The organism is Mesorhizobium sp. INR15, assembly GCF_015500075.1.
Taxonomy (GTDB): Bacteria; Pseudomonadota; Alphaproteobacteria; order Rhizobiales; family Rhizobiaceae; genus Mesorhizobium.
In genome coordinates this window covers 3,791,685-3,812,071 of the sequence record NZ_CP045496.1, presented here as the reverse complement: position 1 = coordinate 3,812,071, position 20,387 = coordinate 3,791,685, and the positions used below count along the sequence as shown (strand labels likewise).

Below are 20,387 nucleotides of genomic sequence, written 5' to 3'. Positions count from 1 at the left end.
AGCATGAACTCACCTGCAAACATCACCGATCCACTCGTGCTGTTCATGCCGTCCGGCAAGCGCGGGCGGTTTCCTGTCGGCACGCCGGTGCTGGATGCCGCGCGCCAGCTCGGCGTCTATGTCGAAAGCGTCTGCGGCGGACGCGCCACATGCGGGCGCTGCCAGATCGAAGTGCAGGAAGGCAATTTCGCCAAGCACAAGATCGTCTCGTCCAACGACCACATCACGCCCAAGGGCGCCAAGGAAGAGCGCTATGAGCGCGTGCGCGGCCTGCCTGAACGACGCCGCCTTTCCTGCTCGGCTCAGATTCTCGGCGACCTCGTCATCGACGTGCCGCAGGATACGGTCATCAACGCGCAGACCATCCGCAAGGATGCCGACACAAGGGTTATCGCCCGCGATTCAGCGATCCGCATGTGCTATGTCGAGATCGAAGAGCCCGACATGCACAAGCCGCTCGGCGATCTCGATCGCCTGAAGATCGCGCTGATGCATGACTGGAATCTGAAAAGCCTCGATTTTGATTTTCATCTGTTGCCGCAGGTGCAAGGCATCCTGCGCAAGGGCAACTGGACCGCGACCGCCGCCATCTACAAGGATGCCGAAACGGAGACAGCGCGCGTCGTCGCGCTGTGGCCAGGCCTCAAGAACGAGGCCTATGGCCTGGCCTGCGACATCGGCTCGACCACCATCGCCATGCACCTTGTGTCGCTGCTGTCCGGCCGTGTCGCCGCTTCTTCGGGCACGTCGAACCCGCAGATCCGCTTCGGCGAGGATCTGATGAGCCGCGTTTCCTATGTGATGATGAACCCCGACGGCCGCGAAGGCATGACGGTGGCCGTGCGTGAAGCGATCTCGGGGCTGGTCGACAAGGTCTGCGCCGAAGGCAATGTCCAGCGCAACGACATCCTGGATTCGGTGTTCGTCGGCAATCCGATCATGCACCATCTGTTCCTCGGCATCGACCCGACCGAACTCGGCGGCGCCCCCTTCGCGCTCGCTGTCTCCGGCGCGGTGCACGTCAAGGCTTCGGATATCGGCCTGAAGCTCAACCAGGGCGCCCGTCTCTACATGCTGCCTTGCATCGCCGGCCATGTCGGCGCCGATGCGGCAGCGGTCACGCTGTCGGAAGGACCGCACCGCCAGGACGAAATGATGCTGATCGTCGACGTCGGCACCAATGCCGAGATCGTGCTCGGCAACAGGACACGGGTCGTCGCTGCTTCCTCTCCCACCGGCCCGGCCTTCGAAGGGGCCGAAATCTCCGGCGGCCAGCGCGCCGCACCCGGCGCGATCGAGCGCGTCCGCATCGACCCCGATACGCTGGAGCCAAAATACCGCGTCATCGGTTCGGAACTTTGGTCCGATGAGCCCGCGTTCCTGGAAAGCGTACAGGCGACCGGCGTTACCGGTATCTGCGGCTCCGGCATCATCGAGATCGTCGCCGAGATGTATCTCGCCGGCATCATCTCCGAGGACGGTGTCTTGGACGGTTCGCTTGCCGCGCGCTCGCCGCGTATCGTCGCCAATGGCCGCACCTTCTCCTATGTGCTGAAGGAAGGCGAGCCGAAGATCACCATCACCCAGACCGACGTGCGCGCCATCCAGCTCGCCAAGGCAGCTCTCTATGCCGGCACCAAGCTGTTGATGGAGAAGCAGAACACCGAGCATGTCGACCGCATCCACTTCGCCGGCGCTTTCGGCTCCTTCATCGATCCGAAATACGCCATGGTGCTCGGCCTGATCCCGGACTGCGATCTCGACAAGGTCTCGGCTGTCGGCAACGCCGCCGGTGCAGGCGCGCGCATGGCGCTGCTCAATCGCGGCTATCGCCGCGAGATCGAGGAGACCGTCAGCAGGATCGAGAAAATCGAAACGGCGCTGGAACCCAAATTCCAGGAGCATTTCGTCTACGCCATGGCGCTGCCGAACAAGGTCGACCCGTTCCCGAAGCTGTCGGCCGCGGTGAAACTGCCGCCGCGCAAGACGGTCAGCGAAGATGGCGTTGCCGGCGACGCCGCCCCGCGCCGGCGCTCTCGCGAAGGCCACGCCGCCCGGCGCGGTCGGGAATAAGCCACCGCCACCTCGCGGAACTTGTTTGTATGCAAATGTTTCCAGATCAGGCCGATCTGGAAACCAAAACCCGTTTTCGTGAAATCCGCCAGATACAGGAGCGGCGCATTTAATCGGCATCGAACGGTCGGCGGAAAACATCTTTCAGCCGGCGCAACGCTCCAAGGGAGACAATGATGTCGATGCTCGAAAGCCTGGGCCGCTATGGCGCGGCCATCAAGAATGCCCATGACCGCGGCAAGGCTCGCCGCCTGCTGAACAGCCTGCCGCCGGAAATCCAGAAGGATATCGGCTGGCCGGTGGTGCCGTGTTCAAGCGAAAAGGCGGCAATCACCAGCACCATCCGGGGCGCCGCGCGCTGATGACCTTCGCTGACAAATGCAAGCTGCTCGGCACGCGCCGGGACGGCCGCTCGGCGCCTGCTACCGACACCCGGCTTCGCGCGGCACTGCTGCCGCGCCGCTGAACGCCGCCCGCGCACGCCAGAGTGGCGATGCCGGATCACACCACCGTGTAGACTGCAGCGTAAACTTGACATTTCGGCCCGGCGAACGATCTTCGAGAACAGTGGGGGTTCTCTTAGTCGGCTTTGGCCGAAGTTCGTGTATGCGCATGCCAAGTTTTAAAAGCCACGTCGTTTCCTTCGTCCTCAGGCACAGCCGCAAGCAGGCATTTTCCAGTCCGGAAAACATGCAGCGCTGGATCGCCGCCGCGCGCAAGACCGAAACACACCAGCCGCCTGCCGCGCTGCGCGCGCGTCTCGACATCCAGACACACACGGTCGATGGGTTTCCGGTCTATGAGATCGCCGCCAAAGGCGGCGAACAGAAGCGGATTCTCTATCTGCACGGCGGCGCCTATGTCTTTGAAATCACAGCCTATCACTGGCATCTGATTGGCGAGATGGCCGATCGCCTCGGTTACGGCATCACCGTGCCAATTTACCCGATCGCACCCGAGCACAATTTTCACGCCATGTTCGGCATGGTCGGTGGCGTCTATCGCCAGATGCTCGAAGAGACCGATGCCGAAAACATCATCTTCATGGGCGATTCCGCCGGCGGCAACATGGCCGTGGTGCTGACCATGATGGCCGCGGAAGAGGCCCTGCCCTTGCCGTCGCGCCATGTGCTGATCTCGCCTGGCCTGGATATGTCGCTCGCCAATCCGGAAGTCTTCGAGGCCGAGCGCAACGATCCCTGGCTAGGTATATCAGGCGGACTGGAAGCGATCCGGATGTACAGCGCCGGCATCGACCGCAGCGACTGGCACATCAGCCCGGTCTACGGCGACCTCTCGGTGCTGCCGAAGACGCTGATGCTGATCGGCTCACGCGATCTCTTGACCCCTGACAATCTGATCTTTGCCGAAAAGGCCCGCGCTGCCGGTGTCGATGTCGAAATCGTCTACGAGGAAGGCATGGTCCACGTCTGGCCGCTGATCGACATGCCGGAAGCCCGGCGTGCGCGACAGAGCATCGTGGCGTTTCTCAGCCAGGAAACGCGAAGCTCGGCCGCTCGCGAGGACGCGCGGCCCTCAACCGGAACGGATTGGACAACCGCCGAGGCGGCCGAGTAGCCGATCAGAACTTGTAGCCGATCAGAACTTGCCGGTTTCCCGGAACAGTTCGAACGTGTCGCGGATGTGGTCGGCCACCGCTTTCACCGGCGCGCTGGCATCCGGCGCCACCACCATCGCCAGATTGTAGGTGCCAATGTCGGGCATGCCATCCTTTGGGCAAAGCTCGACCATGTCATTGCCAAGGAAGGATCTCGGCAATGGCGCGACTGCCAGATCGGACATGATCGCGGCGCGCTGGCCGGCCGTGTGCGCGCTCATATAGGCAATGCGGTAGCTGCGGCCCTCGCGGCTCAACGCATCGAGCGCGCCGGCCCGCCAGGCACAGCCCTCTTCCCACAGCGACACAGGCAAAGGCTCGCGCAGATGCGCGCAGCCACCCTTGGCGCCGGCCCAGACCAGCGGTTCGGTCAAGAGCACCTCGGCGCCGAGCGCGCTGGTCTTGTAGGAATTGGTGAGCAGCGTGATATCGAGCGCCCTGTCGTCCATGCGGCGGCGCAGATTGATGCTCTGGTCGATAGTGACATCGACGGCGATCGACGGGTGTGACTGCGCGAAGCGCTTCAGCACATGCGGCAGCACCCGTTCGCCGTAATCGTCCGGCGAACCGAGCCGCACCACGCCCACGATGTCGGGAATGATGAACTTCGACACCACCTCGCGGTTGATCGACAGCAGCCGGCGGGCATAGCCGAGCAGCATCTCGCCGTCGGTGGTCAAGGTGACCGAGCGCGCGTCGCGCGCGAACACCGAGCGGCCGAGAATGTCCTCCAGCTTCTTGATCTGCATGGAGACCGCCGACGGCGTGCGGAACACGGCATTGGCGGCAGCGGTGAAGCTTCCCGTCTCCGCAATTGCCACGAAAGTGCGCAAAACATCGAGATCGAGCAGAGGCAAGGGATGATTGAGCGGGGCGTTCATGCGATCGGCCTTCAATTTTTCTGATGTAAACCATCATTTCATTTCGTTTGATTGAACATCAGAACTAGAGGATAGTCAACACTATCGGGGCAGACGTATCGAATGCGGTCATGAAACGACCACGACGCAGACCCGCAATCGACATGAAATGAAGCTGAAACAAACCGGGTGTAACGCCTCGTGCATCCAAGGCCTGGAAATCCGGGCTGAACACTCAAGGAGACTGAAATGTCTATTATCTCGTCCATCGGTCGGATCGCGACCGAGTTCAGCGCGGCCCGCGCCCGCTACCAGACCGAACGCGCCATCCGCGCACTGCCGGTCGAACTGCAGAAGGATATCGGTTGGCCTGAAGCCGCCGACACCAAAGCCCGTGCTCACAACGGCGTCGGATCCTGGGCTGGAGCAAAGTAAACCGTGTGTATCAAGTGCTGAAGGCCTGCCGCGCGCACCAGCCCGGCAGGCCTTTTCGGTTTTTATTTGTATTCAAATGAATTTTGGAGCCATGCCGCCAGCGCATGGCGCATATGAGCAAGCCGCATAGCAACGCAAAAATCTCATTAATGCCTTGTAAATAATCAAGAATCCTGGACCCTCCGCCCAAATTTGTCGCATTAGGTGTCGCATTTCATATCAAGCGCTTCGCATTTGCGATTTAGTTTTCCCTCACACAAGCCTATATCAACGCCAGCAAACGAGCTGCCCCACTCCATCAAGCGAAGGCGACCCGTCTAAGCAACCAAATGGAGATTGTGATGAAGCTTTTTGCCCGCCTCTTCGCCCGCCGCGAGATGAACCTGACCACCGCGCTCGAGCGCCAGCGCCTTGCCAACACCATGCCTGGCCAGACCGGCGCCATGGCAGCGGCTCGCCTCGGCTTCGTCGCCTGATTTACAAAAAAGATACCTCCAGAGCCGCGCCTCCCTGCAGCGGCTTGGATTGACTGACGCCGCTTCGGTTCGCCGAGGCGGCGTTTTTGTATCACGGACCGCTCTTCGACGATCTGTTGCAACCAGGCGGTGGTGGGTTTTTGAGCAACACCGCCCGACGATTGCCCATTTGCGACCCATGTCGCAAATTTAATCTTGCCCAACCAGCCTAGCCCATTGACACGAATGATTTTTCCTGATGTCGCTATGCTATTCGCGACATCCTGTTCGCGTCATCGTGGCCGCATGAGGTTCCCGTGAACGCCGTAAAGCATCCGATCAAGCGATCGTTTGTATTTTTCCTTGTGCCTGATTTCACCATGATCGCCTTTGCGACGGCGCTAGACCCGCTGCGCTCGGCAAACCGCATGCTCGGCTACGAGGCCTATCGCTGGCGCCTTGCCAGCATCGACGGCAAGCCGGTTCGCGCCTCGAACGGCGTCGAATGCGCGGTCAACACCTCGCTTGAAGAAGAACGCAAGAAGATGGCCGGGCCGGACCGCCCCAACATGGCCATCGTCTGCAGCGGCATCAATGTAGAGCGCTACCAGAACAAGTCGGCCTTTGCCTGGCTGCGCGAGGAATACAATCGCGGCGTCGCCGTTGGCGGCCTCTGCACCGGCGCGCATATTCTTGCTGCCGCCGGCCTGCTGTCGAACAAGCGCTGCGCCATCCATTGGGAAAACCTCCCCGGCTTTTCCGAGGCCTTCCCGAAGGCCAATGTCTTTGCCGACCTCTTCGAGATCGACCAGAACATCTACACATGCGCCGGCGGCACCGCCGCGCTTGACATGATGCTGAAGCTGATCGGCGATGATTTCGACGAGAACCTCGTCAACCGGGTGTGCGAACAGGTGCTGACCGACCGCGTGCGCAGCCCGACCGATCGCCAGCGCCTGCCGCTGCGCGCGCGCCTCGGCGTACAGAACTCCAAGGTGCTGACGATCATCGAGCTGATGGAAGGTAACCTCTCCGAGCCGCTGTCGCTGATCGAGATCGCCGACCATGTCGACCTGTCGCGGCGCCAGATCGAGCGTCTGTTCCGCACCGAAATGGGGCGGTCCCCTGCCCGCTACTATCTCGAAATCCGGCTCGACCGTGCCAGGCATCTGCTGATCCAGTCGTCGATGCCGGTGGTCGAGGTCGCGGTTGCCTGCGGTTTCGTCTCGGCCTCGCATTTCTCCAAATGCTACCGCGAGCTCTATGCCCGCTCGCCGCAGCAGGAGCGTGTCGACCGCAAGCAGTTGCTGGCGGCCTGAAGCTCAGCGTACCTCAGCCGTGCGCATCGCTTCGACGCGGATATCCTCGGTCAGCCGCGCCTTCAGCGCGGAGAATTCCGGGCTGGTCTTCAGCGTGTAGTGGCGCGGGTGCGGCAGGTCGATGGCGACGTCCGACTTGACGCGGCCGGGACGCGCCGTCATCACCACCACACGCGAGGCCATGAAGATCGCCTCTTCTATGTCGTGGGTGACGAACAGCACCGTCTTCTTGCGCCGCTCCCAGATGCCCAGCAGCAATTCCTGCATCAGCCCGCGCGTCTGGTTGTCGAGCGCGCCGAACGGCTCGTCGAGCAGCAGGATCGCCGGGTCATTGGCCAGCGCCCGAGCGATCGCCGTGCGCTGCTGCATGCCGCCGGAAAGCTGTTTGGGCCAATGGTTCTCGAACCCTTTCAACCCGACGAGATCGACATAGGAAGCGACAATCCCGTCCCGTTCCTTCTCTGCCATGCCGCGTTCGCGCAGGCCGAAAGCGATGTTCTGTCCGACCGTCAGCCAGGGAAACAGTGTGTAGGACTGGAACACCATACCGCGATCCGGCCCGGGCCGCGTCACCGCCTTGCCGTCGAGCAGCACCCGGCCCTCGCTCGGCGCCTCCAGGCCGGCAACGATGCGCAGAAGCGTCGACTTCCCACAGCCTGAGGGCCCGAGAATGGTGATGAAGTCATTGGCCTCGACTGTCAGGTTGACCGGCATCAGCGCCTTGACCGGCGCCCCGCCGCGCACGCCGGCAAATGTGCGCGAAACGCCCTCGATGAGAAGCTTGCTCATGCCAGGCTCCATGGAAAGAGCCAGCGATTGAGCGCCTTGAAGGCGAAATCGGACAAGAGCCCGATCAGCCCAATGACGATGATGCCGAAGATGATCTGGCCCGTCGCCAGCCGCGACTGGCTGTTGATGATCATGTAACCGATGCCCGAGGATGAACCGATCAGTTCGGCGACGATGACATAGGTCCAGGCCCAGCCAAGCACCAGCCGCAGCGTCTCGGCGATCTCGGGCGCATTGGCCGGCATGATCACCCGCCGCACGATGCCGTTGTCGGTGGAGCCCAACGTATAGGCGGCTTCGACAAGGTCCCGCCTGGTGCCGCCTACTTTGACGGCGATGATCAGGATGATCTGGAACACCGAGCCAACGAAGATGACCAGCAGCTTCTCCAACTCGCCAATGCCGGCCCACAGGATCAGCAGCGGAATGAAGGCCGAGGCCGGCAGGTAGCGGGCGAAGGAGACGAACGGCTCCAGGAATGCTTCCACCGGCTTCCAGGCCCCCATCATGATGCCGATCGGCACCGCGACGATGGATGCCAGCACAAAGCCGCCGAAGACCCGCCAGATGGTGATCAGGATGTCGAGCCAGAAACGGTCTTCGACCAGAAGCCGCCAGCCATCCTTCAGCATCGACAGCGGATCGGCGAGAAAGATGCGGTTGACGTGACCGCCAAGCGTGATCCACGCCCAGAAGGCGACGAACAGCACGAAAAAGGAAATGCCGAGCACGGTTCGGGTGCCCGGCGAGACCGGATGCAGGGGGCGCGGCATCGACAACGATCCTTGATGAAAAGGGAAACGGCGGCACTTGAGCCGCCGTCTGAAATGAAACTCTATCGCTCAGTTCGCGACAGCGCTGGTGTCAGCCAGCGTGGCGACGTCGGGCGCTTCCTTGATCAGGCCCATCTGCAGCAGCAATTCGCCGGCTGTCTTGGAAAAGTCCTGGAATTCCTTGGTGAAGAACTGCTTGTTCTCGGCCCTGTCCGCCCATTTCAGATATTTGGCCGAGTCCTCGAATTCCTTGGCCGACTGCTTCACGTCGGCGCCCATGATCTCGTAGGATTTCTTCGGATCGCTCTTGATCAGGTCAAGCGCATCGAAGTAGCTGTCGGCGAGCGCCTTGGCGGCATCGGGATTGGCCTTGAGGAATTCGGGCGTGCAGCCGACCGTGTCGAGCACCATCGGATAGTCGAGCGTCGTCGCCAGGATGTGGCCCTGGTCGGACTTGTCACGCACGGCTGAGATGAACGGCTCATAGGTGACAGCCGCATCGTTCTGCCCGGCGAGGAAGGCCTGCGCTGCCGCATCCGGCTCGAGGTTGACGACGGTCACATCCTTGGTCGACATGCCAGCCTTGTTGAGCACCCAGGCGAGCATGAAATAGGGTGACGTGCCCGGCGCCGATGACGCGACGGTCTTGCCCTTGAGATCGGCGACGGTCTTGATGTCCTTGCGGGCGACGATGCCGTCGGCGCCATAGGATTTGTCGAGCTGGAATATCTGCTTGGTGGTGACGCCGCTGGCGTTCCAGACCAGCCAGGTCTCCACCGTGGTCGCGGCGCATTGCAGGTCGCCACTGGCAATGGCAAGAGGCCGGCTCGCCTGCGGCACCTTCTTCAGGGTCACGTCGAGGCCATGCTTCTCGAAGATTCCGGCCTGCTTGGCGAGCGTCAGCGGAGCAAAACCCGTCCATCCGCTGATGCCGATGGTCAGCGATGTGGCGGCCATGGCCGGCGCGGCCAATCCGGCGGCAAGGGCAAATGCCGTGGCAAATATACTGGTTCTTTTCATGTCAGCTCCCCTTTTTGTCTTGAATGCGGAATTGTGGCACAGACAGGACCCGGCTTGTCAATGTATCCATTCTCACACTGTGGTGTAGAGCAGCGGCGTTGTATTCGCCTGCGCTTAGCGGCTTTCGAAATTCCGGCTACGGTCGCGCCACATACGCTCGCCGGCCAGGCAATCGGTCGCCGGCCTGTCCTGCGCCAACATGACAGGCGGATGTGCTGCCTCTTCCATTGCCCATTGCCGCGATGCAGGCCCCGCAAGCTCCAGCACCAGCTTGCGCCGGATGGCTTCCGGAAACTGCGTCCAGTCGTTGACCGGGATCATGAAGGCGCCGGGGCCGCCAATGACGCAGTCACTGTAATAGTGATCCAGATTGTTGGCATCGTAGGCGCCGGAGAAGCCGCCACGGGTCATCAAGGGCAGACCGTTGATGATGATGCCTTGTTTGACGACATCGTCACGGGAGAGATTGACCGGCGCACCCTGGTTGTTGGGGCCATCGCCCGAGATATCGATGACCCGCTTGACGCCCTGATAGCCGCTTTCGGCGAAGAGATCGCTGCCGAACTCCAGCGCCCCTGAGATCGATGTGCGCCGCGCGCTGTTGGGCGGCTGGGCGGAGAGTTTTTCGACCACTCGCTCTGCGTCGGCACGGTTGGCAATCACCGTCCACGGCACGATGACCCGTTGCCAGTTGGTGCCGGCCCATTCGACATAAGTGACCGCGATCTTGCCATAGGCGCCGTCGGCGATGGCTTGCAGCACATGGTCATGCGTCAGCGCAGCCGCGTAGCCGTGACGCTGGATCTCCAACTCGTCGGGCGACATCGACAGCGAAACGTCGACCGCGAGCACCAGTTCGACGTCGACCGGCTCGTCCGCGCGAGACTGTGGGGCGACAAAGAGCGCCAACGCCAATGCAGTAGCGCCGGAAAGCAGATGTCTTGCACGAGCAAAAGCAGACATGCCGCAAGGGTAAGCCAGAATCACCTTGCGAAAAAGCCCGACCAAAGCCGGGCTTTTCAAATCGGTATGAAACACGCTTCTCCGCTCAGCTGCGCGGCTTCAGGTTCTCCGGATCGTAGAGCGGCTTGTAGCCGACGGACGTCACCTCGACCGGGTAGGTCTCGTTGAAATACTCGACAGCAAGCTTGCGGCCTTCCTGGGCATAAGCCCACGGCAGATAGGCAAGCGCGATGTTCTTGCCGATGGTCGGGCCATAGGCCACCGAGGTGGTGAACGACCGGCGACCGAGTTCGTCGACCAGCGTCTCGCCGGTCTTCGGGTCCATCACCGGCATGATGCCGACCGGATAGCGCGCGACGCCCTTGGCATCCTTGTTGTCGGTCATCACCAGCGTGCAAAGCATGGCTGGCTGATGCTCGCGAGCGCGGTACTCGACGTGCTTGGCCTTGCCACAGAAATCGTTCTCCTTGACCTTCGGGCGCGCAAGATCGGCCTCGAGCAGATTGTACTCAGTCAGAAGATCGGCATTCTGCAGGCGCAGGCTCTTTTCCATGCGCCGGGTGTTGGCGTAGGTCTCGACGCCGAAGGGCATGACACCAGTCGAGCGCAACGCATCCCAGACGGCGAGGCCGTCTTCATAGCGCATATGCAGTTCCCAGCCCTGCTCGCCGACATAGGAGATGCGGAACGCGGTGACATCCTTGCCGCCGATCCTGACTGGCTTGATGGCCGCGAATGGGAAGTTCTCGAGCGAAAGCCCATCCGGATTCTCGACCACCTTCTGCAAGGTTGTCCGGGCATTCGGACCCCAGATACCGATGGTGACGACTTTCTCGGTCACGTCGGTGATCGTGACGTCGAAACCTTTGTCCTGTGCCGTGCGGCGCATGTACTGGAAGTCGCGCGGGCCGGCATCCGCCCCGTCGATCACGCGGCAGCGATCGGCCATGCGGATGACGGTAAAGTCCGCGCGCACCATGCCTTCCTCGTCGAGGAAGTGGGTGTAGATGCCCTTGCCGATGTTGTTGTCGCCGCCGATCTTGGCCGCGCATAGCCATTCCAGCAGTGCGACATGGTCGGGCCCTTCGACGTCATACATCGAGAAATGCGAGAGATTGACGATGCCGCAATCCTCGCTCATCGCGAGGTGCTCGGCGTTGGAGACGCGCCAGAAATGGCGGTTGTCCCACTCGTTCTCGCGCACCGGCACGCGGTTACCGTATTTCTCCAGAAGGTGCTCGTTGGCGGCATAGCCATGCGCACGCTCCCAGCCGCCGAGCTCCATGAAATGGCCGCCGAGTTCCTTCTCGCGCTCCCAGAACGGCGAGCGCCTGATGTTGCGGGCCTTGGAGAACGGCTCGCGCGGATGCACCGCCGGATTGTAGACCTTCATCGCCGTCTCGGTGCAGCGGTCCCAGATGAACTGCTCCTTCATCTGGTGCGGGTAGAAACGCGCATAGTCTATGGCGTGATGGTCGATCCCGGTGCGGCCGTCCGTCATCCAGTCGGCGATGAGCTTGCCCATGCCGGGGCCATCCTTGACCCAGATGGCAACCGCATACCAGAGGCCCCTGACCTTCTGGCTCTCGCCCATCGACGGGCCGCCGTCAGCCGTTACCTGCAGAAGTCCGTTGAAGGAATGGCTCTCGTTGTAGCCGAGTTCGCCCAGGATCGGCGTCAGTTCCATGGCGCGCTCCAGCGGCGCCAGGATCTGCTCCATGTCGAGGTCACGCTGCGATGGTGAAAGCCGCGCCTGGTCTTTTTCCAAGAGATCGCGCGGATGACAAAGGCGCGGATTGTTCTCTTCGTAATAGCCCCATTCGATCTGGCCGCCTTCGGCGGTCTTGGGATCGCCGGTGTCGCGCATATAGGCCGAGTTGCCCTGGTCGCGCAGCAGCGGCCAGCCGATCTCTTTGCCTGTGCCGGCGAACTCATTATACGGGCCAAAGAAGGTCAGCGGATGGTCGATCGGCATGACCGGCAGGTCTTCGCCGACCATTTCGGCGATCAGCCGGCCCCAGATGCCGGCGCAGACGATGACATAATCAGCTTCGATCGTGCCACGGTCTGTCACCACGCCTGTGATGCGGCCATCCTTGACGATGAGCGACCTGGCCGAGGTGTTGGCGAAGGATTTGAGCTTGCCGGAGGCTTCCGCCTGGTCGACCAGCTTGCCGGCAACGGTCTGCGAACGCGGAATGACCAGGCCGGCATCCGGGTCCCACAGGCCACCCTGCACCATCCCTTCCTCGATCAGCGGGAATTTTTCCTTGATTTCGGCGGGTTCGATCAGGCGGGCACGCGTGCCAAAAGCCTTGGCCGAGGCGATCTTGCGCTTGATCTCGTCCATGCGGCTATCATCGCCGACGCGAGCGACCTCAAGGCCGCCGATACGCGCGTAATGGCCCATCTTCTCATAGAAATCGATGGAATAGAGCGTCGTCCAGCACGACAGGAAGTCATGGCTGGTCGTGTAGCAGAAGTCGGAGGCATGCGCTGTCGAGCCGATGTCGGTCGGAATGCCCGACTTGTCGATGCCGACAATATCGTCCCAGCCGCGCTCGATCAGATGGTGGGCGATCGATGCGCCAACAATACCACCCAGGCCGATGATGACGACCTTCGCCTTTTCCGGAAACCCTGCCATTGCCCGCGACTCCAAAGCGTTTTGCGGGCGGACTATAGGGCGTAGCCGTGCGGCTGATGAAGCCTGTTTGCGACATTGGCAAAAAGCCGAGCGACGGGACCGCTGCCAAGGCTCAGTCCAGGCCGGTTTTGCCCGAACTCAGGATTGATCGCCGACATGCGCGGCGATGGGGCGCCGCGCATTGAGGCTGGCCGATGCCCACAGCCCCATCAACGGCGCGGCGAGCAACAGGAACGGCGGGATCAGGTTGGGGAAGTAGATACGGGTGTCGTGGATCGGGAAGACGGTGAACTTCGCCAGCACACCAAGCACGAGAGCGGCAAGCAGGATACCGGCGCGGCGATCAAGGCGGAAACCGGCACGGCCCGCCGCGTACCAGGCGGCCAGCGCCAGCACCGACACACCAACCCAGGTGTTCATGGTGACCGCGCGCAGCAGCGACGCGGCAAACGCCCTGAGATAGGCAGCAACCGAAAACGCCGGATCGAACCCGTCCATATTGTAGTGCTGTTCGATACTGGAGAACCACAGATGCGGCCACCAGCCGGGATGGTGAGCCCAGTGTGAAATGGCGAAATAGGCAGCCAGGGAAGCGGCAAAACCTGCCAGTGCCCCCCACGCCTTCTGCCGGAACGCCACCAGCAAGACAGCAAAAACGGCAAGGAAGACAATGTTGTCCGGTCGAGCCATGAAGGCGAGGAACAAAAGGATCGCCGTTGCCGCCTCCCGGCCTCGGACATAGGCATAAAGCCCGCCGAGAAACAGCGCGGAGGTCAGCACATCCGGGGTCGCGGCCCGTGCCGCATCGCCGAATTCGGCCACGATGAGAACCGCGCCAACGACAGGCGCCAATGCCAGTGCACCTTCGGAGCGCAGCCAGAGCAGCGTGATCGCACCAAACAGCAGGACGGAAAACACCGAGACCAGCCGCATCGCCTCCACCGGCGACATCACCGAACTCATCGTCGACAGGATCTCGGCGTAGAGGAATTTGATGCGGTACATGCCGAGCAGCGAATGGAAATCGGCGGCATTGACGGTCATATGGCTGCGGAAACCACCGCCATCATCGGTCAATACCCTGTATTCCTCAGCCGACACTCCCGATTTGACGGTGCTATAGGCATAATCGTGCAGCACCTGCGGGTCGGGATAGGTGCCTTCCTCGGCGATGGCGAGATAGGGCAGCATGTCCCAGTTGGCATCCGGCAACACCCATGCCGTCATGGCCGTGAGCAGGATATAAAGCGCGAAAGCCGCCGCCCCGATCGGAGCGGCAAACCGTGCATAGGTCCCCTCACCCCATGCCAGACCGGCCTCGGTGAGCCGGTCAAGCGGGTTCTTGGGGATGGGCGAATTGGTCAGCATGACTTTTGCTCGGCGAGCCCGGCCTTTTCAGCGAACCTGGCTTTTGACGAAATCCTTCACGATCGAGACGATGCCGCGCGACAGCAGGCTGTCGAAAGCATCGACGAAGCGGTCGACATGTTCGCGCTGGCAGATCAGCGGCGGCTCGAGCCTGATGACGTTGCGGTTATATTCGGTGAAGGCAACCAACACATCGTAATCGCGCAACAGCAGCGCGCCGACAAACCCGGACAGCGAGCCCTTGAGCTTGTCATCGAGCACGCTGACGATTGGGCGCAGCACCATCGGTAAGGTCTGCGAGAAGTCATGGAACTCCAGGCCGATCATGAAGCCTTTGCCGCGCACGTCCTTGATGATCTTTGGGAATTTTTCCTTAAGTGCCTGCAGGCGCTGCAGCAGATAGTCGCCGGTGACGGCGGCATTGTCGATCAACCCCTCGTCATAGAGCACGTTCAGCCCTTCGATCGAAGTCACGCAGGCCTCGCCCATGCCGCCGAACGTCGCCATGGCATGGATCATCGCCGTCTTCGGCGTGCCATAGGCCTTCATGTAGACCTCGCGGCGCGCGATCATCGCACCAACCGCCGCCTTTCCGGCGCCGAGCGACTTGGCCAGCGCTGTTACGTCGGGGATGACGCCATAATGCTCAAAGGCATAGAAGCGGCCAGATCGGCCGTAGCCACATTGCACTTCGTCGGCCACCCACAGCACGCCATACTGGTCGCACAAAGCCCGCAGCTTCTGCCAGTATTCCGCCGGCGCCTGGATGATGCCGCCGCCGCCCTGGATGGTTTCGAGCACGATGACGCCGATCTCGGGATCGGTGCGGAAAACCCGCTCGACCGCCTCGATGTCGGCAAAGGGAATGCGGACCGTATTGTCGGCCATCTTGAAATCGGCGCGGTAGAGCTGGCCGTCGGTGATGCCCAGCACGCCCTTGGTCTTGCCGTGGAAGGAATTCTCGGCATAGACGACCTTCGGCCGCTTCGGGCCGGCGGCGCGCTCCGCCAGTTTCACCGCGGCTTCCATCGCTTCCGAGCCGGAAGAGCCCAGAAACACCATGTCGAGATCGCCCGGCGAGCATTTGGCGATGTTATGCGCCAGCGCCGCCGCGTATTGCGACATGAAGGCGATGGCGATCTCCTGCCGCTTCTCCTCCTGGAACGCCTTGCGGGCCTCAAGGATGCGCGGGTGGTTGTGGCCGAAGGCCAGCGAGCCGAAGCCGCCGAAGAAGTCGAGTATCTTGCGGCCGTTCTGGTCGATGTAGAACATGCCTTCGGCACGCTCGATCTTGATCTTATGGAAGCCGAGTAGCTTCATGAAATGCAGCTGGCCGGGGTTGAGATGCGCCTTGAACAGGTCGGTCATCCGCGCGACATCCATCGCCTTCGCCTGCTCGACGCTGATCAGGTCGGGCTTGGCGATGGTCGCGGGCGACAGCGCCGGCGCGCTGACCAGAGTGCGCGCATTGGTCTGTTCGGGCTTGGCCATGACGGTCATCTCAGAAATCTCCAGAAATGCGCATCGGCAAGTCCGCGCGCGAACGAAACTATTCGACTGAGCCGCTACTCGGCGGGCACGTGTTTGGTGGCGACGGCGGGACCGGCTTTCTTGGCGCGGTATTCGCTGTAGGCGGCGATCAGCATGTCCTCGTCGCGATATTGCGGCACCCAGCCGAGCTGACGTCCGGCCTTCGAGACATCGAGCACGCATTCCTCGTCGGCGATCAGATATTGTTCCGGATCCATGATCGGCATGTTCATGAGATCGAGCAGGTCGAGCGTGCGCTTGACCGCCCAGCCCGGCGTCGGGATCAGGACCGATTTCGAACCGGCATGCTTGATCAGGTCGCCGAGCAGCTTCTTTACCGGCGGCGGATTGATCGACCCGAGATTATAGGCCTCATCAGGCACACCGGCTTTCCAGGCGGCGCGGGCGGCCTCGGCGCAGTCGAACACCGAGATGAACTGATAGGGGTTCCTGCCTGATCCGATCATCGGCACGGGAAGATTCCAGTCGATCAGCTTGAACAGCTTCTCCAAAATGCCGAGCCGGCCGGGGCCGATGATCAGGCGCGGGCGAAACAGCGAGATCGACATGCCGCGCTTGCGCCACTCGACGGCCAGTTCCTCGGTCTTCTGCTTCGACCAGCCGTATTCGCCGAGCGGCGCGACCGGATGCTCTTCCGTCATCGGCTGGGTCACCGTATGGCCGTAGATCATATCGGTCGTGTAGTGGACGAGTTTCGACGCGCCGGCCTTGTCCATGGCCTGCATGATGTGCTCGGTGCCGTGGAAATTGACCGGGAAAAAGAAGTCGTGACGCTTGGCCCGCACCTGGATCGGCGACAGCATTTTTGCCGACAGGTTGTAGACCATGTCGTCGGCCTTCAGCCCGACGCCGGCAACCGACCCCGGATCGGTGACATCGCAGTTGCTGAAGCGGACATTGCGGTAATGCGGCAGGTCGCTCTTGACGATGTCGGCAACAACGACCTCCTCGCCGTCAGCCACGAGTTTTGGCGCAAGGTGGCGGCCGACGAAACCGTCGCCACCGAAAATCACATGTCTCATCGAACGATCTCGCTGTGAATCTTGTCGGACGAAAGGGAAGCCGTTTCCGCGTCATGCCCGCGACCGCCCAAATCCCGGCTGCCCAAATCCTGGCCGCCCAAATCCCGGCCGCCCAAATCCCGGCCGCTCTGCGCGATCAGCACTGTGCCAACGCAGATGCAGGCAATGCCGGCGATGCGCCATGCATTGAGGTCTTCGCGGAAAACGAAATAGGCAAAGATCGCGACAGCCACATAGGCAAGGCTGAGGAACGGATAGGCGAAGGACAGCTCGACTTTGGACAGCACGTAAAGGTGCGAAGCCATCGAGATGACGAATGTGCACAAGCCGAGGAAAACCCACGGGCTGAACACGATCTGCAACAGCTTGACTAGAGGATTGGTGCCCTCGAACGAAATCGGCCCAAGCGACATCATGCCTTGCTTGAGCATCAACTGCGCTGCGGCGTTGGTCATGACTGTAAAGAGAATGAAGACGATGTATTTCATAGCTTCTCACTCACCCCCTCATTCGTCCTATTGCAAATCCACGAATATTTCGTGAAGCCACAAGCATGTTTTGATTGAACCGCCGATCTACGGTTATCACAATCAATAATTATTCAAATTTTACCTATTCGGCAGCTTCGGCTGCATTGTGCCGCCCATCAAGTTTCTTCGCCGTCCGCACCCAGAACGTCGACATGAAGGCAGGATCGCGAAGCGCCTCCAGGCGTTGCCATTCGGGAAAGGACGCGGCGAAGATATCCGCGCCCATGCGAGCGTCCTTGTAGGGATTGACCGCCCCGCCTGCCCCGGCGGTGATGCGGTCGAGTTCGCGCAGCAAATTCAGCGTCGCGGTCCCCTTGTTGGGGAAATCCAGCGTCAGCGTGTAACCAGGCCGCGGGAACGACAGCAAAGCCGGTGAGCGGACCGCGCCGAAGCGCTTCAGCACGGTGAGGAACGACCCCTGCCCGGCTCGCTCCGCGGCGCCAAGCAGCATCGGCACGACCTCACGAGCGGTGTCTTCCGGTATCACGCTCTGGTGCTGGAACAACCCCTTCGGCCCATAAAGGCGATTCCAGTCGCGGACACCGTCAAGCGGAAAGAAGAAGCCTTGATAGCCGACCGGGTGTGGTGCCACCGACCGGCCTTTCCTCCACCGGTAGGCAGTGTTGAAAGCTTTCAGGAACGGCCGGTTAAGCGCATTGAACGGCAGTTGGAACGGCACCGAAAGATTGCCGCCGGCGCGCGAGGCCGCATGCGAGCCGTGTTCGGCGTGATTGCCGGTAAGCAGCAAGCCGCGCCCGCGGTTGCGGCCGCCGGCGAGCTGGTCGATCCAGGCCACGGCATATTCATTGGCCTGGTCCGCGGCCTCGGTCAGCCCAAAGAACTCGGCGAGATCGCGAAACGGCGTTGTCTTCTCGACGATATCGAGCGAAGGCACCCGCATCAGCCGGATCGAGGCCGAGAGGATGAGCCCGGTCAGCCCCATGCCACCAATCGTTGCCCGAAACAGCCGTGCATTGTCGGTTGCCGAACAGCGATAGGTCCGTCCGTCGGAACGCAACAGCGTGAAGGATTCGACATGGCAGCCGAACGTGCCGCGCCGATGGTGGTTCTTGCCATGGATGTCATTGGCGATAGCGCCGCCGAGCGTGACGAACTGCGTGCCGGGAACGACGGCCGGAAAGAAGCCGTAAGGGGCCGCATAAGCGATGATTTCGGACAGCAAAACACCGGAGTCCGCCTCAAGCAGGCCGGTCTCGGCATTGAAGGCGCGTATACGGTCAAGTGACCGCATGTCGACAACCATGCCGGCCTCGTTCTGGCAGGAATCGCCGTAGGAGCGGCCATTTCCATAGGCAAGCAAGGATGCATTTTTCGCCTGTCTGTTCTTCAGCAGCGCGATGCCCTCCTCGGCCGGGATCGCGCCCGCCGCAGCCGGCGTGGCAAGGCCAAAACTCTGGAAGCGGTCTCCGGCCATGCCTACCAGCCCCCGACGACCAGCAGCGCCGCTCCGATCAGCACGACGATCTGGCTGCGCCAGTCGCGGATGATGAACACGACCGGATCGTCATGCATCTCGTTGCGGCGGGCGAGGATCCAGACGCGCATGGTGAGATAGAGGACGATTGGCGCCAGCGGCCAGATCAGCCATGGGTGCGGATAGAGTTCGCGCACCGAAACGCTATCCATATAGAGCGCCAGCACCAGTGCGGAGGAAAAAGCAGAGGCCATGCCGGCCTGGGCGACGATCTCCTGGTCCTCGCTGCGATAACCGCGGCCGGCAATGCGTTCACCTGGCGAAATGCATGTGGTGCGCAATTCGACAAAGCGCTTCACCAGAGCCAGCGACAGAAAGAAGAAGATCGAAAAGGCAAGCAGCCAGAACGAGACATCGACTCCGGTCGCAGCCGCGCCCGCCAGTACTCGAACCGTGTAGAGGCCGGCAAGCGTCAGCACATCGACCAGAAGCATGCGCTTGAACGACAGCGAATAGGCCGTCGTTATGATCATGTAGCCGCCAAGAACGGCCAGAAACTCGATTGGCAGCAGCAACCCGGTGCCGACACCAATGGCCAGCAGCACGGCAATCGCGCCGAGACCGAATGGGATCGACAGCACGCCGCTGGCAAATGGCCGGTTGCGTTTGGTCAGGTGCGTGCGATCGAGTGACAGGTCGAAGAAATCGTTGAGGATGTAGATTGCCGACGCCACCGCGCTGAACGAGATGAATGCCAGCAGGCACTGCCAGATCATGCCGGTGTTGAAATATTCGTGCGACAGGACCATCGGCACGGCGATCAGCGTGTTCTTCAACCACTGATGCACGCGCAGCATCTTGACGATGGTCCTGAATGTCGGCTTCGGCGTCGGCACCGTTTCGGCGCCATGTGTTGCCTGCCAACGCGCGGCATGACGGTCGGGTGCCACTATGATGGCGTTGCGCGCGGCGTCGAAGACCTTGAGATCGTGACGGCTGTTGCCGGCATAATCGAAGCCGCCGTCGCCATAGGCCGCGACCAGCGAAGCGCGCTTCTTGCCGGAAGTCAGATTGTCGAGGCCGTCGGTTGCAAGAACACGGTCGAAAATGCCGAGATACCCAGCGATGGCGTCGGCGAATTTGCGCGGCGTACCGGTCGCCAGCACGATCTTGCGGCCTTCCGCGTGTTCGGTGCGCAGGCGGCACAGCAACGCCTCGCGATAAGGCAGCGATGCCGGGTCGATGTCGATGCGCTGGGCGATCGCCTGCTTCAGCCGCGCCGGTCCGCCGGGAGCCCAGAATGGCACAAGGAAAATGTAGAGCGGGTTCTTCTTGAGAAGGATGAACAGCCCTTCCCACAACAGGTCGGTTGCGATCAACGTGCCGTCGAGATCGACCGCGAGCGGTATTGCGTTCCTGTCCGACCGCGCGTCCATATCCGTCCCTGTCTGCGTATGATCCGGAAAACCGGACTCTCGGTGCGCGCCATTGTTCGGCGTCTTTGGCCAGCTATAGCGGGGAACGGCATA

18 protein-coding genes are annotated in these 20,387 nt (G+C 61.7%); 6 read left to right on the top strand and 12 right to left on the bottom strand.

The genetic code is table 11. The features are described 5' to 3' along the window. The first annotated feature begins 3 nt into the window (after window positions 1–3). The 3 genes from GA829_RS18565 (at window position 4) to GA829_RS18555 (ending at window position 3,651) form a co-directional block, all read left to right on the top strand. Window positions 4–2,073: an ASKHA domain-containing protein gene (locus tag GA829_RS18565; RefSeq protein WP_195174153.1), complete on the top strand. Its 2,070-nt coding sequence runs from the start codon at window positions 4–6 to the stop codon at window positions 2,071–2,073. A gap of 176 nt (window positions 2,074–2,249) precedes the next feature. Next, window positions 2,250–2,435, top strand: coding sequence for a hypothetical protein (locus GA829_RS18560; RefSeq protein ID WP_195174152.1), 186 nt, complete (start codon window positions 2,250–2,252; stop codon window positions 2,433–2,435). Between the two features lie 250 nt (window positions 2,436–2,685). Then, window positions 2,686–3,651, top strand: a complete 966-nt coding sequence (locus GA829_RS18555) for an alpha/beta hydrolase (RefSeq protein WP_195174151.1) — start codon at window positions 2,686–2,688, stop codon at window positions 3,649–3,651. Window positions 3,652–3,672: 21 nt separating this feature from the next. Here the strand turns inward: GA829_RS18555 and GA829_RS18550 are convergent, their stop codons facing one another. Then, entirely contained in the window at window positions 3,673–4,572 is a 900-nt protein-coding gene (locus tag GA829_RS18550; RefSeq protein WP_195174150.1) for a LysR substrate-binding domain-containing protein, read from the bottom strand. Between the two features lie 228 nt (window positions 4,573–4,800). On the opposite strand from GA829_RS18550, the gene GA829_RS18545 reads away from it, so the two are divergent. The 3 genes from GA829_RS18545 (at window position 4,801) to GA829_RS18540 (ending at window position 6,760) form a co-directional block, all read left to right on the top strand. Continuing rightward, a complete protein-coding gene (locus GA829_RS18545; protein ID WP_195174149.1) occupies window positions 4,801–4,986 on the top strand; it encodes a hypothetical protein in 186 nt (61 codons plus the stop codon). 341 nt (window positions 4,987–5,327) lie between these two features. Next, window positions 5,328–5,462, top strand: coding sequence for a hypothetical protein (locus GA829_RS36715; protein ID WP_013894968.1), 135 nt, complete (start codon window positions 5,328–5,330; stop codon window positions 5,460–5,462). Between the two features lie 359 nt (window positions 5,463–5,821). Further along, entirely contained in the window at window positions 5,822–6,760 is a 939-nt protein-coding gene (locus GA829_RS18540) for a GlxA family transcriptional regulator (RefSeq protein ID WP_374940426.1), read from the top strand. Window positions 6,761–6,763: 3 nt separating this feature from the next. Here GA829_RS18540 and GA829_RS18535 read toward each other — a convergent pair whose 3' ends face one another. The 11 genes from GA829_RS18535 to GA829_RS18485 form a co-directional block, all read right to left on the bottom strand. Further along, window positions 6,764–7,549 carry an ABC transporter ATP-binding protein gene (locus GA829_RS18535; RefSeq protein ID WP_195174147.1) on the bottom strand — a complete coding sequence of 262 codons (786 nt, stop codon included), beginning with the start codon at window positions 7,547–7,549 and terminating at the stop codon, window positions 6,764–6,766. After that, entirely contained in the window at window positions 7,546–8,322 is a 777-nt protein-coding gene (locus GA829_RS18530; RefSeq protein WP_195174146.1) for an ABC transporter permease, read from the bottom strand. The genes GA829_RS18535 and GA829_RS18530 overlap by 4 nt, the downstream gene beginning before the upstream one ends. Window positions 8,323–8,391: 69 nt before the next feature. Then, on the bottom strand, window positions 8,392–9,342 hold the full coding sequence (locus tag GA829_RS18525; RefSeq protein ID WP_195174145.1) for an ABC transporter substrate-binding protein: 951 nt from the start codon (window positions 9,340–9,342) through the stop codon (window positions 8,392–8,394). A 114-nt stretch (window positions 9,343–9,456) separates the two neighbouring features. After that, a complete protein-coding gene (locus GA829_RS18520; RefSeq protein WP_195174144.1) occupies window positions 9,457–10,305 on the bottom strand; it encodes a DUF1194 domain-containing protein in 849 nt (282 codons plus the stop codon). Between the two features lie 85 nt (window positions 10,306–10,390). Next, the gene (locus GA829_RS18515) at window positions 10,391–12,952 is read right to left on the bottom strand and encodes a GcvT family protein (RefSeq protein WP_195174143.1); all 2,562 of its coding nucleotides are present in this window, start codon (window positions 12,950–12,952) and stop codon (window positions 10,391–10,393) included. A gap of 138 nt (window positions 12,953–13,090) precedes the next feature. After that, window positions 13,091–14,320 (bottom strand): hypothetical protein, encoded by a 1,230-nt coding sequence (locus tag GA829_RS18510; RefSeq protein WP_195174142.1) that lies wholly within the window; start codon window positions 14,318–14,320, stop codon window positions 13,091–13,093. Window positions 14,321–14,347: 27 nt separating this feature from the next. Beyond that, a complete protein-coding gene (locus GA829_RS18505; RefSeq protein WP_374940359.1) occupies window positions 14,348–15,820 on the bottom strand; it encodes an aspartate aminotransferase family protein in 1,473 nt (490 codons plus the stop codon). Window positions 15,821–15,885: 65 nt separating this feature from the next. Beyond that, window positions 15,886–16,893 (bottom strand): NAD-dependent epimerase/dehydratase family protein, encoded by a 1,008-nt coding sequence (locus GA829_RS18500; RefSeq protein WP_195174141.1) that lies wholly within the window; start codon window positions 16,891–16,893, stop codon window positions 15,886–15,888. Next, complete coding sequence (locus tag GA829_RS18495; protein ID WP_195174140.1) at window positions 16,890–17,381, bottom strand: EamA family transporter; 492 nt, start codon at window positions 17,379–17,381, stop codon at window positions 16,890–16,892. The genes GA829_RS18500 and GA829_RS18495 overlap by 4 nt, the downstream gene beginning before the upstream one ends. A gap of 124 nt (window positions 17,382–17,505) precedes the next feature. Then, window positions 17,506–18,858, bottom strand: a complete 1,353-nt coding sequence (locus GA829_RS18490; protein ID WP_195174139.1) for an FAD-binding oxidoreductase — start codon at window positions 18,856–18,858, stop codon at window positions 17,506–17,508. 2 nt (window positions 18,859–18,860) lie between these two features. Continuing rightward, entirely contained in the window at window positions 18,861–20,294 is a 1,434-nt protein-coding gene (locus tag GA829_RS18485; RefSeq protein ID WP_195174138.1) for a UbiA family prenyltransferase, read from the bottom strand. Between the last annotated feature and the right edge of the window lie 93 nt (window positions 20,295–20,387).

Bases quoted from the DNA above. Each gene is read 5' to 3' on its own strand.
- GA829_RS18520 (WP_195174144.1), bottom strand. From the start codon at position 10,305: ATGTCTGCTTTTGCTCGTGCAAGACATCTGCTTTCCGGCGCTACTGCA.
- GA829_RS18560 (WP_195174152.1), top strand. From the start codon at position 2,250: ATGTCGATGCTCGAAAGCCTGGGCCGCTATGGCGCGGCCATCAAGAAT.
- GA829_RS18545 (WP_195174149.1), top strand. From the start codon at position 4,801: ATGTCTATTATCTCGTCCATCGGTCGGATCGCGACCGAGTTCAGCGCG.
- GA829_RS18550 (WP_195174150.1), bottom strand. From the start codon at position 4,572: ATGAACGCCCCGCTCAATCATCCCTTGCCTCTGCTCGATCTCGATGTT.
- GA829_RS18530 (WP_195174146.1), bottom strand. From the start codon at position 8,322: ATGCCGCGCCCCCTGCATCCGGTCTCGCCGGGCACCCGAACCGTGCTC.
- GA829_RS18535 (WP_195174147.1), bottom strand. From the start codon at position 7,549: ATGAGCAAGCTTCTCATCGAGGGCGTTTCGCGCACATTTGCCGGCGTG.
- GA829_RS18500 (WP_195174141.1), bottom strand. From the start codon at position 16,893: ATGAGACATGTGATTTTCGGTGGCGACGGTTTCGTCGGCCGCCACCTT.
- GA829_RS18485 (WP_195174138.1), bottom strand. From the start codon at position 20,294: ATGGACGCGCGGTCGGACAGGAACGCAATACCGCTCGCGGTCGATCTC.
- GA829_RS36715 (WP_013894968.1), top strand. From the start codon at position 5,328: ATGAAGCTTTTTGCCCGCCTCTTCGCCCGCCGCGAGATGAACCTGACC.
- GA829_RS18555 (WP_195174151.1), top strand. From the start codon at position 2,686: ATGCCAAGTTTTAAAAGCCACGTCGTTTCCTTCGTCCTCAGGCACAGC.
- GA829_RS18565 (WP_195174153.1), top strand. From the start codon at position 4: ATGAACTCACCTGCAAACATCACCGATCCACTCGTGCTGTTCATGCCG.
- GA829_RS18490 (WP_195174139.1), bottom strand. From the start codon at position 18,858: ATGGCCGGAGACCGCTTCCAGAGTTTTGGCCTTGCCACGCCGGCTGCG.
- GA829_RS18505 (WP_374940359.1), bottom strand. From the start codon at position 15,820: ATGACCGTCATGGCCAAGCCCGAACAGACCAATGCGCGCACTCTGGTC.
- GA829_RS18495 (WP_195174140.1), bottom strand. From the start codon at position 17,381: ATGAAATACATCGTCTTCATTCTCTTTACAGTCATGACCAACGCCGCA.
- GA829_RS18515 (WP_195174143.1), bottom strand. From the start codon at position 12,952: ATGGCAGGGTTTCCGGAAAAGGCGAAGGTCGTCATCATCGGCCTGGGT.
- GA829_RS18510 (WP_195174142.1), bottom strand. From the start codon at position 14,320: ATGCTGACCAATTCGCCCATCCCCAAGAACCCGCTTGACCGGCTCACC.
- GA829_RS18540 (WP_374940426.1), top strand. From the start codon at position 5,822: ATGATCGCCTTTGCGACGGCGCTAGACCCGCTGCGCTCGGCAAACCGC.
- GA829_RS18525 (WP_195174145.1), bottom strand. From the start codon at position 9,342: ATGAAAAGAACCAGTATATTTGCCACGGCATTTGCCCTTGCCGCCGGA.